13 protein-coding genes are annotated in these 16,470 nt (G+C 68.5%); 9 read left to right on the top strand and 4 right to left on the bottom strand.

Annotated features, from left to right (window positions below; all coding sequences use genetic code 11):
• Positions 1-56: 56 nt before the first annotated feature.
• Together D7V88_RS09485 and D7V88_RS09480 are read left to right on the top strand one after the other, a co-directional pair.
• Positions 57-857 (top strand): hypothetical protein, encoded by an 801-nt coding sequence (locus D7V88_RS09485; protein WP_120540299.1) that lies wholly within the window; start codon positions 57-59, stop codon positions 855-857.
• Between the two features lie 18 nt (positions 858-875).
• Positions 876-1,691, top strand: coding sequence for a hypothetical protein (locus D7V88_RS09480; protein ID WP_244238071.1), 816 nt, complete (start codon positions 876-878; stop codon positions 1,689-1,691).
• A 32-nt stretch (positions 1,692-1,723) separates the two neighbouring features.
• Here the strand turns inward: D7V88_RS09480 and D7V88_RS09475 are convergent, their stop codons facing one another.
• Entirely contained in the window at positions 1,724-4,489 is a 2,766-nt protein-coding gene (locus D7V88_RS09475; RefSeq protein WP_120540297.1) for a bifunctional acetate--CoA ligase family protein/GNAT family N-acetyltransferase, read from the bottom strand.
• A 143-nt stretch (positions 4,490-4,632) separates the two neighbouring features.
• Positions 4,633-5,526 carry an NmrA family NAD(P)-binding protein gene (locus D7V88_RS09470; protein ID WP_120540296.1) on the bottom strand — a complete coding sequence of 298 codons (894 nt, stop codon included), beginning with the start codon at positions 5,524-5,526 and terminating at the stop codon, positions 4,633-4,635.
• Positions 5,527-5,607: 81 nt separating this feature from the next.
• Here D7V88_RS09470 and D7V88_RS09465 point away from each other — a divergent pair, with 81 nt between their 5' ends.
• Together D7V88_RS09465 and D7V88_RS09460 are read left to right on the top strand one after the other, a co-directional pair.
• On the top strand, positions 5,608-6,618 hold the full coding sequence (locus D7V88_RS09465) for a LysR family transcriptional regulator (protein WP_244238070.1): 1,011 nt from the start codon (positions 5,608-5,610) through the stop codon (positions 6,616-6,618).
• Positions 6,619-6,697: 79 nt separating this feature from the next.
• Complete coding sequence (locus tag D7V88_RS09460) at positions 6,698-7,315, top strand: DUF2378 family protein (protein ID WP_120540313.1); 618 nt, start codon at positions 6,698-6,700, stop codon at positions 7,313-7,315.
• Here D7V88_RS09460 and D7V88_RS09455 read toward each other — a convergent pair.
• Entirely contained in the window at positions 7,266-8,111 is an 846-nt protein-coding gene (locus D7V88_RS09455; RefSeq protein WP_120540294.1) for a tRNA (5-methylaminomethyl-2-thiouridine)(34)-methyltransferase MnmD, read from the bottom strand. The two genes, D7V88_RS09460 and D7V88_RS09455, sit on opposite strands and share 50 nt — an antisense overlap.
• Before the next feature lie 55 nt (positions 8,112-8,166).
• Between D7V88_RS09455 and D7V88_RS09450 the strand changes: the two genes are divergently transcribed.
• The 4 genes from D7V88_RS09450 to D7V88_RS09435 all read left to right on the top strand — a co-directional run bounded on the left by D7V88_RS09450 (position 8,167) and on the right by D7V88_RS09435 (position 11,409).
• Positions 8,167-9,156, top strand: a complete 990-nt coding sequence (locus D7V88_RS09450; RefSeq protein ID WP_120540293.1) for a hypothetical protein — start codon at positions 8,167-8,169, stop codon at positions 9,154-9,156.
• A complete protein-coding gene (locus D7V88_RS09445; protein WP_147448671.1) occupies positions 9,149-9,895 on the top strand; it encodes a hypothetical protein in 747 nt (248 codons plus the stop codon). The genes D7V88_RS09450 and D7V88_RS09445 overlap by 8 nt, the downstream gene beginning before the upstream one ends.
• 112 nt (positions 9,896-10,007) lie before the next feature.
• Positions 10,008-10,865, top strand: a complete 858-nt coding sequence (locus D7V88_RS09440; protein ID WP_120540291.1) for a type VI immunity family protein — start codon at positions 10,008-10,010, stop codon at positions 10,863-10,865.
• A gap of 7 nt (positions 10,866-10,872) precedes the next feature.
• Positions 10,873-11,409 (top strand): hypothetical protein, encoded by a 537-nt coding sequence (locus tag D7V88_RS09435; RefSeq protein ID WP_120540290.1) that lies wholly within the window; start codon positions 10,873-10,875, stop codon positions 11,407-11,409.
• Between the two features lie 298 nt (positions 11,410-11,707).
• Here D7V88_RS09435 and D7V88_RS09425 read toward each other — a convergent pair whose 3' ends face one another.
• Entirely contained in the window at positions 11,708-15,235 is a 3,528-nt protein-coding gene (locus tag D7V88_RS09425; protein ID WP_147448670.1) for an HYR domain-containing protein, read from the bottom strand.
• 220 nt (positions 15,236-15,455) lie between these two features.
• Here D7V88_RS09425 and D7V88_RS09420 point away from each other — a divergent pair.
• On the top strand, positions 15,456-16,470 hold a 1,015-nt coding region (locus D7V88_RS09420), incomplete at its 3' end, for a catalase family protein (protein ID WP_208726187.1).

Raw genomic sequence — 16,470 nt, 5'->3', positions numbered from 1 at the left:
GCGAGCGCGCCCCCATTCAAGGAGTCCCTGTGAGAATTCTACTGGCAGTCAGCGTCGTGGCCTTGTCCCTGGGGTGTTCCCGGGGCGTGCGGCTCGACAGCGCGGTGGCGGGCATGAAGCCTGCCACTGGCAAGGTGTATTCCAACGAGGCCGGTGAGCAGGTCACCATCATCCCGCTGGAGCCCCACGACTCGAAGAAGGCGCTGCTCGAGTTCAACGGCACCAAGAGCGAGCTGGACGGCAAGGTCGTCATCGCGAGCGTGGATCGCGATCGCGGCACCGGGTACTGGACGAAGTGGCGCGGCCGCACCCAGCGCTTCGTCACGGTGCACGACCGGGGTGGCTTCGAGGACCTCATCCTCAGCCCCGCGGGCGCCTCCGGCTACACGCACCTGAAGCCGGACACGGGCCGCACCGCGGCGCTGAAGGTGGAGAAGGTCTTCGCGCGCTACGAGGACGCGGAGGAGGACGGCGACCTGAAGCCCTTCATCGGCTTCGACCGGAAGTTCTGGACGGACCAGGCGGAGAAGGAGCTGGGCGAGAACCTGGCCGAGGCGAACAAGGCGTGCGGCACGAAGATGGCCGCCACCATCGCGTGGGACACCATCCCGGATCCGGTCCTCAACGAGCTGTCCGTCCCCAGCTACTGCGCGGGTCCGCTGGAGTCGTTGCAGAAGCTGTGCGCCCGGTCGGAAGAAGCGAAGCGCACTGTCCAGCAGAAGGTCCAGACGGTGGAGTGCCGGGTGGACGCCGCGGCGGCGCTGAAGCTGGAAGCGCAGAAGGTCATCTGGACCGTGAAGTCGGGTGAGACGATCCAGCCCGACGCGACCACCACCTTCTTCACCGACAACCTCTAGGCCGGAGCCCAGAACAACATGTCACTTCGACACATGGTCATCGCCCTGGGGTTCGTCATCGCCCCGCAAGCCGCGCTCGCAATGGATCCGCCCTGGGGGCAGGAGAAGAAGCTGCGCGAGCGCATGGTGCTGGAGTCCACCCGCGTGTGCACGGACGGCAAGGGCCACTACACGGTCCTCGTCCCCACCACGCCGGAAGCGGACGGCCAGCTCTACTACGGAGACGGCAAGGCCTTCGTCCAGGTTCCCAACGTCAGCAGCAACAGCGAGACGCAGGCGGACTTCTTCGAGCCGCGCTTCTTCAACCCCAAGGCCAACGACAACTTCCGCGGCGTGGACTACCGCGTGATTTCGCGGCTGGCCGTCAGCGAGGATTCGAAGACGTGCACGCTGAGCTGCGGCGACCGCGCCCTGCCCCAGCAGCCGCTGGAGGCGGACAAGGCGAAGGAGCTGCTGCGAAAGTCCACCTTCGCGCCGAGCCCGATGAAGTTCCAGCCGTACGCGCTGCTGCGGGATGACAAGGGCACGTACTACCTGGTGGAGCGTGGCATCGGCGCGGACAACAAGTCCTTCCGCATCTTCACGGGCCAGCGCGGCCAGGTGAAGCCGCAGAAGATGCTCAACGTCGTCACCGACTCGCAGGGCGAAATCTTCTCCACCCAGGGCGGCGACCTGCGCCTCGTGGTGGACCGCGAGGAGTCGTCCTTCTGGGTGGTGAAGAGCAAGCGCCAGAAGCTGCGCGCGGTGCCCGTGGGCGAGAACCTGCCCTTCATCTACAACGAGCTGGGCGTCTACACGGGCGCGCGGCTGGGCACGCCCTGCGACGACGTGTGATGCCTTAAGGGGCCTTCAAGCCCCGGGCACGGTCAGCCAAGCACCTTCACGGCCTTGACCATGTCCGGGGCCAGCTCCTCGTTCTCGAGGATGCTGAAGCCCAGCTTCTTGCTGACGGCCTGCATGCCGCGGTTGCGCGTGAGGATGTCCGCGACAATCCGCTGCAGGCCCCAGTCCCGGCCGATGTCCACCAGCCGCCGCAGCAGCTCCGCCCCCAGGCCCTGGCGCTGAGCGATGTCGCTGACGGTGATGGCGAACTCCGCGTCCTTCGTGCCCCTCAAGCGCGTGAGCCGGCCCACCGCCAGGATTTCGCCTCCATCCTTCAGGTCCGGTGAGCGCCGCTCGGCGACGAGCGCCATCTCCCGCGCGTAGTCGTTGAAGCAGATGCGCGCCAGGCGCTCATGGGCCACGCGCTGGCTCAACTTCATCAGGCCCGCGTAGCGCATGAACACCGTCTGTTCGGACAGCGCCTGGTGGAAGCGCGTCATCGCGGGCTCGTCCTCCGGGCGGATGGGGCGCAGCATGAGCTGCTCGCCGCTCTTCAGCGTGAAGAACTCCGCGTACTGGTGCGGGTACGGCTCGATGGCCAGCCGGGGCAGCGACGCGGCCGTGGCGGCCGGCGGGTGCAGCACCACGCGGGCATCCAGCGCGATGATGCGCTCGGCGGAGGCGAGCAGCGGGTTGATGTCCAGCTCTCGGATGAAGGGCTGCTCCACCACCAGTTGGCTGAAGCGCACCAGCAGGCGCTCCAGCGCGCCCAGGTCCACCGGAGCCCGGCCGCGCACGCCCTTCAACGCATGGTGGATGCGCGTGCGCTCCATCATCCGCCGCGCCAGCGTGGTGTTGAGGGGCGGCAGGCCCAGGGCCCGGTCCTGGAACACCTCCACCAGCGTGCCGCCCGCGCCAAAGAGCAGCACCGGCCCGAACTGCGCGTCCAGGCTGCTGCCCAGGATGAGCTCGTAGCCGTCCAGCTTCGCCATGGGCTGCACGGTGACGCCGTCGAAGGCGTCCAGGAGGCCCCGCTCGATGAGCGCGTCGCGGATGGCCTGGAAGGCCTGGCGCACGCTGGCCTCGTCGCGCAGGTCCAGTCGCACGCCGCCCACGTCCGTCTTGTGCGTCACCGTGAGCGAGTGCAACTTGAGCACCACGGGGAAGCCCAGCGCGTGGGCCTTCTCCACGGCCGCGTCCTCGGAGGTCGCGAGCCACGTCTCCACGGTGGGGATGCCGTAGGCGGCCAGCAGACGCTTGGATTCGTACTCCGACAGGAGCGTGCGGCCGGCGGCGCGGGCTTCCTCTATCAGTGCGCGCGCGACGTCGCGGCCTCCGCCGGTGGGCTCCTCCGCCAGGGTGGGCGTTTCGTAGAGCCCCGCGATGTTGTCCGCGTAGCGCCACATGTAGTTGAAGACGCGGGCCGCGGTGTCCGGGTAGCCGAAGGTCGGGATGCCCGCGTCGTTGAGGATGCGCTCGCCCGCGGCCACTTCGGAGCCGCCCATCCAGCTCGCGAGCACCGGCTTGCCGGGCAGCTTCGCGTAGCCCTTGAGGCGGTCGGCCGTCTTGGTGGGCTCGGTCATGTCCTGCGGGGTGAGGATGACGAGCAGGCCGTCGCTGTTCGGATCCGCGCCCGTCACCTCCAGGGCCTTCACGTACCGCTCACCGTCCGCGTCCCCCAGGATGTCCACCGGGTTGCCGTGGCTCCACGGCGGCGGCAGGAACGCGTCCAGTTGCGCGCGCGTGTCGGCGGACAGCGTGGCCAGCTCTCCCCCGCCCGCGACCAGCGCATCCGTGGCGAGCACGGCGGGGCCGCCCGCGTTGGTGAGCAACGTGAGCCTGCGGCCGGAGGGCCGGGGCTGGCGGGCCAGCACTTCCGCCATGTGGAACAGGTCCTCGATGGAGTCCACGCGCAGCACGCCCGCGCGGCGGAACGCGGCGCTCAACACCTCGTCACTGCCGGCGAGCGTGCCGGTGTGGGACGCGGCGGCCTGCGCGGCCTGCGCGGTGCGGCCGGCCTTGATGACGATGATGGGCTTGGTGAGGGCCACCTCGCGCGCGGCGGACAGGAAGGCGCGCGCATCGCCGATGGACTCCATGTACAGCAGGATGGAGCGCGTCATCGGATCATCGGCCAGGTAGTCGATGAGGTCGCCCCACCCCACGTCCAGCATGGAGCCCACGGACACGAAGGCGCTGAAGCCCACGGACTCGCGCAGGCTCCAGTCGAGGATGGCGGTGAGCAGCGCGCCGGACTGGCTGATGAACGCCACGTTGCCAGGCCGGGCCATGCCCTTGGCGAACGTCGCGTTGAAGCCGGTGGTGGGGCGCATCAGGCCCAGGCAGTTGGGTCCGATGATGCGGACGTTCCCGGCCTGCGCGATGCTCAGCACCTCCTGCTCCAGCTTCACGCCTTCGGGGCCGGTCTCCTTGAAGCCCGCGGAGATGATGATGGCGCCCCGGACGCCGACCTCCGCGCACTCGCGGATGATGGCCGGGACGGACTTCGCGGGCGTGACGATGACGGCCAGGTCCACGGCCTCCGGCAGCGCGCGCAGGGACGGCCACGCCTTGATGCCGAGCACGTTGGGGCGCTGCGGGTTGACGGGGTAGACGGTGCCGCCGAACGGGCTGCTGATGAGATTCCAGAGCACGGTGCGGCCCACGCTGCCGGCCCGCTCGCTTGCCCCCACCACCGCGACGCTGCGAGGGGAGAAGAGCGCCTCCAGCGGCTGACGCGCGCGCTGGTGGAGCAGGTCGATGGAGGGGGCCGTCCGTGCCGGGGCCTTGTGGGGGCGCTGCTCGTCCATGGTGCGCTCGTCTTCCGGTGGGGTGGCCGTGCTCCGGCTCAATTTCCGGTCGGACCCCATCGTGCACCAGATGGAGGGAGGGGGCCGGCGCACCGCCCGGTCCCTCCGTCCCTGCCTTCATGCAGCGGACAGCACGCCTTCACCTACGACGGGCGAGCCTGCTCCACCACCGGCTTGAGCACGGTGGTCGCGAACTGCGCCAGCGTGGTGGGCGTGGTGGTGTCCTTGGAGCGGGGCTCGGCCGCGTCCATGCGCCCGTCCTTGATGGCGGCGTACATCTCCGTGAACGAGTCCGCCATCCACTCCGGCAGGCCCGCGTTCTTCATCCCGGCGCGCATGTCCTCCAGCCCCACCTGCACGTACTTCACGGGCCGGCCCAGGGCCTGCGTCAGGACGGCCGCGGCCTCCGGATAGGTGATGTCCTTGGGGCCGTGGACGCCCAGGTTCCGGTGGCCCGTCCACGACGCGTCGAGCAGGACCTCGGCCGCCTTGCTGGCGATGTCCGCCACGGACACCATCGGGAAGGCCTTGTCCGGCGGCGTGGAGGTGTAGATGGCCCCCGCGTGCGCGATGCTCGCGACGTCGCGCAGCAGGTTCTCCATGAAGAAGCCCGCGCGCAGGCTGGTGACGTGGGGGGCCGCGGCCTTGAAGGCCTCCTCCACCGGCTTGAGCACGGACACCGGGCCAGTGCCGGGGCCGTTCTGCGCGCCCACGCTGGAGAGCACCACCACGCGCTTCACGCCGTGCGCCTTCACCAGCGCCGCGGCCTGCGTCCCCGCGTTCTGCGCCCAGGTGATGAAGTCCGGACGGGCCAGCGGCGGCGACAGCCAGAACAGCGCCTCCGCGCCCTGGAAGGCCGCGTCCAGCGTGGCCTTCTCGTCGAGGGAGCCCTGCACCACCTTCGCCCCCAGCTTCGCCAGGTCCGCCACCTTCTCCGGGTTGCGGCTGATGATGGTCACCTTGCGACCGGCCGCGAGGAGCTTCTCGACGAGGGGACGACCGATGTTGCCATTCGGGGTGTTGACGACGATGGACATGGACTGCCTCCAGCGACAGCGAGATGGCCGAACAGTGCCCCCGCCCAGGTCATGAGGCCACCTCATGGTATGCATGGCCACATGCGCCGCATTCATGAAACCCGGAAATGGGATCCCGACGAGGTGGACCTCGCGGGCATCAACCTCAACCTGCTGGTGGCGTTGGACGCGCTGCTGAAGGAGGCGCACGTCACCCGCGCCGCCGCGCGCGTGGGCCTCACCCAGTCCGCGATGAGCCATGCGCTGGGCCAGTTGCGGGAGCTGCTGGACGACGCGCTCCTCATCCGGGGCCGGGGCGGCATGGTGCTGACGCCGCGCGCGGAGCAGCTCGCCGCGCCGCTGCGGCGGGGGCTGGTGGAGCTCCAGCGCGCGCTGCGCAACGAGCCCGCCTTCGAGCCCGCCACCGCGTCACGCCGCTTCACCGTGGCCACGCGCGACTACTTCGGTTCGGCGCTGCTGCCCTCCGCGCTGGAGCTGCTCGGCCGCGAGGCGCCGGGCGTGGACCTGACGGTGCTGCACGTGGAGAACACCACCTACCCGGCGCTCCTGGAGAGTGGCGAGGTGGACCTGGTCGTCGTCACGCCGCCGGTGGAAACCGGGCCCGGTCTGCGCCAGCAGAAGCTCTTCACCGAAGACTTCGTCTGCGTGGTGCGCAAGGGCCACCCGCGGGTGCGCAAGACGCTGGACCTGGACACGTACGTGAAGCTGTCCCACGTCCTCATCAGTCCGCGCGGCGACGGCGTGGGCGCGGTGGACCGGGTCCTGGCCCAGCGGGGGCTGCCCCCGCGCCGCATCGCCCTGCGCGTGCCCTACTTCCTCATCGCCCCGCTGGTGGTGACGCGCTCCGACCACGTCCTCACCGCCCCCCGTCGCCTCATCGCTGCGTTCAGTCAGGCGTATCCACTCCAGGTGTTTGCTCCACCCCTGCCCGTGCCCTCCTTCGACATGATCCAGGTCTGGCACGAACGGTTCGACGGCGACCCGGCGCACCAGTGGCTGCGAGGTTTCGTCGCGCGTGCCGTGGGCGCGTCGCATCCGGGGTCACGAAACACCCGGAGTTCACGACGCGTGCGGCGCACGCCGGGTTCCTGACACTCGGGGGCGGCGACACTGAACGCAAGTGCACAGGTGGGGGAGCATCGCATGGGGGGCATCGTGTAGGGTGCTGCCCATGAATCCAGAGAAGCTTGTCTTCGCCCAGACCGTCGACGCGCTGTTCGTCCGAGCGCTGGAGAACCGCCTGACGCCCGCGTGCGTCGAGCACCTGAAGCGGGCGGGGCTGGACCTCGACGCCAGGCTGGAGCGCACCTACACCCTGGAGCAGTGGCGGGAGTTCCTGCGCATCGCGGCCGGCCACGTCTACGGCGGCGTGCCCGCGGAAGCGGCGTACTACTCGCTGGGCGAGCGCTTCATGGATGCCTATTTCGGCACCTTCTTTGGCCGCGCCCTCTTGGGCGTAGGCAAGCTCGCCGGCCCCCGCCGGATGCTGCTGCGCGCGGACCTCGGCTTTCGCGCCGGCAACAACTTCAGTGAAATCAAAATCGTGGAGCGCAGCGCGACTTCGCTAGAGCTCTGGATGAACGACGTGCTGGCGGATCAGCCGACGTTCGCGGCGGGGCTCTTGGCGCGCGCGGTGGCGCTGTGCGGCGGCTGGCGCGTGGTGGCGCTGCCGGAGGAGTTCGACGGCACGGCGGCCACGTTCCACCTGCGCTGGAGTGAAGCGCCGTCCGAGGGGGCGCTCAGCGCCACTGAGGATGGGTCCGCAGGCGACGCTCGACCTCAGGCGTGAGTTCGGCTCCGTGCGGGGCCCGTGAGGACGAGCGCTCCCAGCGTTCGCGCCACCGGGCTCCCAACGGGGAAACCAGGGATTCGAAGCGGGTCGAGGCCACGGTGGTCTCCCCCTTGGTGCCGGTGGAAGCACCGGCGCCCACGAAGAAGCCGGCGAGCAGCAACGTGACGCGGGTGGGCGTGGCCGCGCTGTAGGTCATCAGCAGGGCCCCCTCCCCGTCTTCGCGGCAGTGCCGGCGCACCCGGGCCAGCACGGACTCGGTCCACATGTCCGGGTTGGACGCGGGGGAGAACGGGTCGAAGAAGACGAGGTCGGCCACGGGCAGCTCGCCGTCCAGGAAGGGCACGGCGTCGCCCAGCTTCAGGGTCCACCGGATGCCGGGCTCTTCCCAGGTCCCGTCGCGCATGAGGCTTTCGGCGGCGGCGCGGAAGGGCTGGAGGAAGGGGAAGCCTTCAGCGTCCGCGAGCGCGAGGCGCAGCGGGGCCAGGTCCACCTCCAGGCTGACGACGTGCAGGTCGCGGGCACGCTCCGTGCCCAGTTCGCGGGCGCGGGTGAGCGCGGCGACGGCGTTGGTGGCGGCGCCCAGGCCCACGTCGAGGATGACGAGCGGCGGGCCGGGCTGGCGCAGGCGGTCCGCGAGGCGGGGTTGATCCACGTAGAGGCCCAGGGCTTCCTGCCACGGGCCCACGGCGGGGTGCATGACCTCCCCGTGGCCCAGGTGGCGCACGGCGCGGTGGCCGTTGCGCAGGGTGACGAGTTCGAAGTCGCCGTCGCGCGGGTTCGATGGGTCGGACATGGGGCGCGGGTTCCTGGCCTGGAAGGGGGCGGGTGCGGAAGGATGGCTGCCTAGCATGACGATTCCAGCGCAGGAACACCGGGGCCGGCTCGAAGGGGAGGACGTGCGCCACGGAGAGGCGCCGTTCGAGGGGGGATGGGTGCGGCTGTCGCTCCGGGTGGAATCGGAGTCCCGGGCGATTTCCAAGGCGGCGTGGGAGGCCCCGGCGAGCGTGGGCGCGGAGCATCCGCTGGCCGCGTGCCTGGAGTCGCTGTGCCAGAACGCGACGGGCATCGGGGTGGACGTGTTCCTGCGCTTCGACGACTTCCACCTGCGGGCGGGGTGTCCGGACGGGATGGAGTCCACGGAGGAGGCGGGCGTGGCGGTGCGGGCGTTCCGGTCCGCCTTCAGCCAGTTCCATCCCCGGGCCTCGGGGCCGGCGTACCTGTCGAGCGGCCTGGTGCTGGCGAAGCTTCCGCGCGGCGCGAAGGCGGAGCTGGTGGAGCCGGGGTTCTACTTCGCGCACTACTACCGCGAGGAGTTGTGGGAGGCAGCGGCGGAGGAGGCGCGCAAGGGAGGCGTGCTGGGGCCGCGGGCGGCGTGCGCGTACATCGACGCGCTGCTGGAGAAGGCGGACGACGCGGTGGAGCTGGACTGGCCCGTGGAAGAAGGCACGGCGACGTGGAACTGGCTGACGCGCGTCTGTCTTCCGACGGTGGCGGGGAGCGTGGAGCGGGTCCGGATGTTGTTGGAGGGCGGGTACGGGGGCGCGAGCGGGACGCAGAGCTTTCCCTTCGGCCACCTGGACGGCGGGCCCTGGCATTCCCCGGAGGAGCTGCGCGAGCCGGAGGGCGTGGGCCACGCGGAGTTCATCATCGACGACCTGGAGCACCTGCTGCCGGAGCTGCCGAAGGAGGGCGTGCTGCTGGCGGCGCCGCGCTGGATGGCGGTGGGACAGACGCAGGATTCACCCGCGCTGCGCAGGGCGGGAATCACGCGGGAGGAGGCCGGAGGGTTTGGCCTGTTCAACGCGGCCGCGCATGACATGGACGAAGAGGATGATTGAGGGCTTGAGCCGGTGGCTGGCTGGATGGGTTGCCCTGCTCTGCCTGTCGTGTGCTTCGGGATCGGGCCATTACAAACAGACCGTGGACTCCGCGACGAATGCCTGTCTTCGCAATCCGGCCTGCTACACCCAGACGGGCAGTGACACCATCCTGCCCTGGGTGGGGCGTGCCGCGAGGGCGGCGGCGGCTGCCCATGCCGCCCAGCGCGTCCTGGAGGCCGCGGACGTGGCACGGATTGAGTACCTGCTGGTGGAGTGCGCGAAGAAGGCGCATTTCAAGATCAATGAGCGGGAGTATGGGGAGGGAAAGAGTCCAGACGATGCCGAGTGCATGCGACAGGTCGGGAAGGACAAAGCGGGCGATCCCATCCCCCGGCAGGCGGAGCTGGGCCGCATGAAACACGAGCGGGCCTTCAAGTGCGTCCAGCAGGAAATCCTCCGGCTCTTTCCCGAGAACATCTCCATCGAACCGCGCTATGGCCCCAATGGCAAACCGGGCGGATACTCATTGACGAACCGATGGACGGGTTCAATGAAGCCTGACGTCGTCACTCACGCGACAGGCCAGCCAGGGCAGGTCCAATGCGTCTACGATTTCAAATTTCCATGCATGAAATCCAGAAAGGAGAATCCGCGCTCCGATCCCGACACACAAGACCAGATGACTCTCTACAAGAAGCTCGGAGGACATTGCAATCCTGCGATCGTCACACCTCAACTGGGAATCATTCGTGACTAGATACTCCTCATCGGAACACTTCGCCGAGGAACTCCCGCGGGTCCAGCTCCAGGCACGAGTCGTCTTCTACCTGCCGCATGACCATAGGGCATTGGCCCCTCGCCTGCGGCAGATGCTCGACATCTACCTCCGACACATTGGAGATGACGGCAACAAACTGACGACGGGCCAAAGCTCCGACATCAACGAAGCTCCATTCCCGCTCACAGCCTCCGCGTGGGCAACCATCCACAAGCACCTGGAGACTCCTCGCTTTGGCTTTCTGGATGACATGGACGAGGACTCCACCTGGTTTCGCATCTTGACCAAGCGAGGTTTTGACACGGGGATACTCCTGACCGGAGACACGTTCGATCCCTCTGGCTATGAATTCAGATACCGCGCCCGGTTGCCCTGGTGTGAGATATCGTCCGAACACAGCATACTGAGCGTCAGTGTCCCGATTCGCTTCCTCACAGACCACGGCGCCGACAAGTTGCGAGACCTCGCCTTGGAGTTCGCGGAGCATCTTCCCTTCACGACGGGCCATGCCGGACTGTCGCTCTCCTTTACCTGGGGTCGCTCGAGAATCCTACCCATCATCAAGAATGAGCTGAACCGGCATCCAGGCTGGGACGTACCGAACACAGGCGCCACGATGGACCTGGGCAACCAGATCGACGGCATTCACTGGCTGAACTTCCTGGGACCCTCCGTACTCGAAGCCGTGGGCGGCGCCCAGACGCTTCGCTCGCGCCTGAGCAATCCTGACACCACGGTCCAGGAACTCACCGAGGGACGCGCCCTGGTCAGCCTGGGGGCCGCCCCGTTGGCGGGTGACACGAAGCTGGATGAACCGAACCCCCTGCTGGCATACCGCGAGCTCGCCCAGGTCCTGGAGCCCTGGCTCCAACCCTTCCGTCCCTTCAACACCTGGTCCGACTTCACCGAAGAAGAAACCCGGCGCTGGTGGCGCCGCTTCCTCGACTGAGAAGAACATGCCGATAACGGATCGCGACAGCGCAGTCGACACGCTCCGACAGTTGGGATTCGTGGCCCGTGCCCGTGACTGGGCCCTGGGCCGCACGGTCTTCGTCACCCTTCCCCACCTCGTGGTCGAAGCTGACGGGATCGGCGGAGCCCGGCAGGCGATCTACCTTTGCGAGACGCCCGACGGATGGAGCGTCGAGACACTCCAAACGCACGGGAAAGCCTTCGAGCACTTCGAGGATGCGGTCGCGTTCATGCGCTTCTGGTTCGACTTCCTCGCGACGCGCGATGCGTTAGGGCAGAAGGGCTTCCGCGCGCGCCAGCATCCCGACATCGGAGAGACCACGCTCCTCGTGAGTCTGCCGGAGCCCCGGACCCACGAACTCCAAGACGTTCGTGGCTGGCGCAAGTCGATGCGCCTTCGCCAGGAGCCTTCGGGCTGGTGGGTCGGACCCCAGAAGCCGGATCCGGGCGGCCAGGAGGACCTCCCCTTCCCCACCCTCGATGCGGCGGTCGACTACCTCCGAGAGCAGCTCCATACGTGAGCAACAGCCTGGAGTTCCCATGTCCAGTCAGGTGAGGACAAGGCGACAAGGAGGTCCGGTGTCCCGGAACGGATGGCTCGCGTTCGGGGCTGCGGCGCCAGGCTTTGAGTCCCTTTCATCCCAGGGCTTGTTCAATGCCCTGTCCGCCGGCCTCGCCGCTGAAGCCGCGGACCGCGCACGGTCCGTGGACCGGTCCGCGACGAGCAACGACGCTTTCCTCGACTGAGTGGACAGCCGCCGAGGGCTTTCCACGGGAACAAGGGGGCTCTCTCTGACGAGCCCCCTTGCATCCCCACGCTCACCGCGGAGCGGGCGGAATGCCCCCGGCCCTCGACGACAGGAGCGGAGTCGGCGGGGCGGGTTCGATGAAGACCTGCATCACCCGCTGCGTGGTGTTTCCCGCTTCATCCGTGGCGGACACCAGCAGCGGCGCGAAGCCCCGGTTGAACAGGTCCACCGTGTGCGTGACCGTTCCCGAGCCATTCTCCACCAGGCTCATCTCCAACCACTGCGTCCGCACCCGCGTGGGAGAGACATCCTGGACGGAGGACGTCACGGCCACCACGGTACTGGCGAGCGACTCGCCCTCCAGCGGTGACAGGACGGTCAGCACCGGCGGCGTGAGGTCCACCGTCACCGTCATCCGCTTCTGGCTGAAGGCCCCGCGCGTGTCGGTGGCGGTCAACTCCACGACGTGCGTGCCTTCGGTCAGGTCCAGCCACGTGAGGACAAAGCCCCCGCTGAGGTCGGGCGTCACATGAATGGGGGCGCCCCCATCCACCCGGAAGTACGCCCGATGGACGGGCGCGGTGTCCGGCAGCGGCGTGGCCCAGCCGCACGCCTTCAGGTGCGTCTCCCGCGTGTAGCGCGGCAGGTTGCACAGCGTCACATGCGGCGGATCCACCAGGGTGGGGTCCGTCACCTGGACGGTGGAGACGCAGGTGACCTGGTTTCCTCCAACGTCGGTGGCCGTATACGTCACCGGCGTCACGCCTATCGGGTACACCCCCGCCACGGGGCCGGAGACCTGGGGCGGAGCACAGGTGTCGCTCGCCACGGCCACGCCCGGCGTCACCAGGGCCCCCTCGGGCATCGTAGACGCGAGGATGAGGGGTTCAGGACAACTGAGCACCGGAGGCTGCGTGTCCCGCACCGTCACCGGGAACGTGCAACTGGACCGCAGCCCCGCGCTGTCCGTGGCGATACAGGTCGTCGCGGTGGTTCCCAAGGGGAAGCGCCCACCGGATGCCGGCACACAGGTGCTCGACACGGCACCGCAGTTGTCCGTGGCGCTCGGCGTGAAGCTGGCGGTCGCACCTCCCGCGCTGCACTCCAGCACCGGCACGTCCGCGCACCCAATCACAGGCGGAGTCTCATCCCGCACCGTCACCGTCCCCTCGCACGTGGAGCTCAGGCCCGCGCTGTCCGTGCACGTCAGCGTCGCCTTGTGCGAGCCCCTCGGGTACGGACATGCCGGCGTCTGCACGCAGTTCAGGCTGTCGCCCGTGTCCGGATCGTAGGACCCGTCATCCACCGAGCCACACCCGCTGCACGCGCCGTCCGCCGGCACCGTCACGCTGCGGCAACGGGCCACCGGAGGCCGGTTGACGCACGTCGTGCCCGCGCAGCTCGGTCCGTTGGAGGGGTCGTCCCAGACGAGCTGCGCGAGGGCGGTGGCGGGCTCGCTCATGCCCTCGCTGAAGGCATGCACCTGGATGCTGTTGCCACACGCCTGCAACGGCACGTTGAAGGAGAAGGTCGGGTCGAAGCCGCAGTTCGTGCACAGCGTCACCTCCGGCCCGCCGTTGAGGCGATACCAGATGCGGTCCACCTCGGCGGGCCGACTCTTCACCTGCCCGGAGACTGGCGCCGTCCCCGACGCCGCGCAGCCATCCGCCGACGAGATGCTGACCGCGAGCGGAGGCACCAGCTTGAGCCGCTGCCCGCAGCCCAGCGTCACACCCAGCGACGCGAAGCTCGCGTCGTTCACCGCTCCGGAGTCACTCACCATGGAGACGCCGGGCTTCAGGGTGTAGCTGCCCTGCGGCAGCGTCAGGGAAATCTGCCCCTCGGGCTGCGCATACGACGCGGGGTTCGGCATGTTCCAGACCGCGGGCGTCCCATGGAACGTGCCGTTCACCGCGTAGGCCACCGGCTGGTCGCGCCAGTCCGTTCCCGAGAAGACTCCGGACACCTCCGCCCTCGGGTTGAAGAACCGGCCCCCGTTGGCGGCGTACTGGAGTTGCACCTCGTTGAAGCAGTACGCGTGGTCGATGCGGAAGCGCTGCTCGGGCCCCAACAGGGCACTGGAGTCCTCCGCCGCGGAAGGTCGCAGCGAAAGCGAGCCGTAGCGGAAGCGCGCCGGGTCATACAGCCCGGGTCGCGTGGTGAAGGGGCCGATGCCCACCGGCTCGGACCAGAACTTCAGGTTCAGCGCGGCCTGGGTCCAGAGGTACGGCAGATCATAGGGCCCCGGAAGCACCTGCTCGTAGGTCGACGTCAGCGCACCCCGGGTCGCATCAAAGACACCCGGAAATGCCGTCAGGCTGCTGCTGTTCGGCGTTCCCGCCGCCAGGTAGGTCCCCCTGCCCTGGAGACCGGTGTCTGGCACCCCATCCGCATTGCTGTCGAGATCCGCATCGAAGAAGAGGGCCTGGAGCGAACTCCACGTCCCCGGATGACGCGGCACGAAGGGGTCCTCCAACTGGACCGCGCCATAGAAATACGCGGGGTGCATGTCGAAGGCATGGCGGGTCATCCCCTCCACCTGCTTCGTCAAGGAGGTCGACTGTCCCGCCAGGATGACGGCAGGGTCGAGGGTGCGCGCGTTGAAATACGTGTAGTTCCGCCCCGAGCGCAGCTCCACGATACCTCCCACCGAATAGGTGCCCACGGCCAGGTTCGGCACCGTCCACCATGAGGAGGGATCGCTCGCGGAATACCAGGGGCCGTGCAAGACCTTGTTGCCGCTGGTGGGCCCGTTGAACAGGACCCTCATCGAGCCGTGGACCGGCTCACCATGGATTTCGAACGCTCCCGTCAAGCGACCCGGCTCCACCTGTTCCGGAGGTGTCACGGGAATGCACTTCCGGACGATCTGATCGCAGCTCACGGAGTACTCCATGGGCACCGTTTGATTGACCCATCCGGTGGGGGTGTTGACCCAATAGGAGAGCGGATTGGCTCGCGCCGTGCCGCCCGCGATGAAGCCCCGGTAGGGCCCCGAGCCATGGAGTGGCAAGAACGGGATGTAGACATCCCGGACCGCCACCGGCGTCTGACAGGTGGCATCCGTCCCGAAGGCGAACTGGACGACGCCCATGCAGCCCTGCACCGTGACCTCCGTGGGTGCGGGTTGCCCCGAAACGGGCGGGACGGTCACCCCGGCCAGCGAGGGAAAGCTGTAGGTTCCCCGACTGGCGCCAACGTTGTAGGTCACGCCCTGCCCGCCTGCGGCCCCTGCTCCGACGAGCATCTCGAAGCGGTACTCCGAAGGGCTGACGGGCACGATGGCGCTGGTGCTCGCGCCAAAGCCCGTGGGCGCCGTGCTCACCGCCGTCACGGTGCCCGCATCTCCGTTCCAGGGATCCGTCGCCAGGAACGCCAGTATCTCCGGGTTCTGGTTGGTGAAGCGCACCGTGCCCTTCAGCACGTTGGATTCCAGCTCCACGCTCCCGCCGTCGAGCGCGGCTTCCGCCTGGGACAGGACCTCACCCGACGCCGCCTCCTCCGTCCTGTCGACACCACACCCGCTGAACACCGCCAGGCACGCGAGGACCGCCCAAACCCGTCCGAGTCTCAAAGGCAACACCGGCTCTCTGATCATGATGGAATCGTATTGATCCGGGTGGCCTCTACAGAGTCACGGCCCCTTCCGTCAAACGCGCCCTCGGATGCAAAGGATTGGGTCGGCGGGAACCCCGGGACAGGGCTGACCGCACCCAGGACCTCGCCGAAGCGCGTCAGGGGTCTCCCGGATTGCCGGGCACCGAGCCACCTGCCAGCCTTCACGACCCGTCAATCCTGCTCACGCTGCGAGGCACACCATGTCCAAGCAAGAGAAGGGCGCTCCTCCCGACTGTTTCGACTGTGAAGGCCAGCCCACCGAGCGCCTCATCGAGATGTTCGTGCGCATGACCCAGCAGAAGCGCATCCAGTTGGGCCAGACGCCCGCCGAGCGCTCCGTGTTCCGCAAGCTGCACGGCGTGGCGCATGGCCACTTCGAAATCCTTCCCGGCGTGGACCGCAAGCTGCGGGTGGGCATCTTCGCCCAGGACCGGCTGGAGGCCTGGGTGCGGTTCTCCAGCGACACCTCCCCCACCCTGCCCGACCTGGGCAGCACGCTGGGCGTGGGCATCAAGCTGTTCGGCGTTCCCGGCTCGGACGGGCTGGGCGATGCGGGCACCACCGCGGACCTCATCCTGCAGAACTTCCCGCGCTTCTTCGTGCAGGACGCGAAGGCGATGTGTGAGTTCACCTATGCGGGCGTCGTCCTCAAGGACTATCCCAGCTATCTCAAACAGCATCCGGACACCCAGGCCGTGCTGGACGCGATGACGGCGCCGCAGGGCAGCGTCCTCACCGCCACCTACTGGGCCATCCTCCCGTTCAAGCTGGGCAAGGAGGTGGTCAAATACAGACTGGAGCCGGAGACCGCGCCCCAGAACGTGCCGGATGACGCCCCCGACTATCTGGCCACGGACATGGCCCACCGGCTTTCACGGGACGGCTTCCGCTTCCGGTTCATGATCCAGCGCCGCACCCACCCGTCCACCATGCCCCTGGACCGGGCCATGGACGACTGGTCGGAGAAGCAGAGCCCGTTCGTGCAGATCGCCACGCTGGTGCTGCCCCGCCAGGACATCGGTGAGCGCGGGCAGGCCGACTACGGCCAGGGCCTCTCCTTCAACATCTGGCGCACCCCTCCGCAGAACGCACCGTCGGACGCGTCCTCCATCGCGGTGGTGCGCAAGGCCGTCTACGCCGCGGGCGCCGCGGCCCGGCACCACGCCAACGGCCAGCCCCTGAAGGACGCTCCCGAGCCCCGGCCCATCGTCCCCC

Origin of the sequence: Corallococcus terminator, assembly GCF_003611635.1 — a bacterium.
GTDB classification, from domain to species: Bacteria; Myxococcota; Myxococcia; order Myxococcales; family Myxococcaceae; genus Corallococcus; species Corallococcus terminator.
This window is presented reverse-complemented; position numbering and strand designations above follow the sequence as displayed.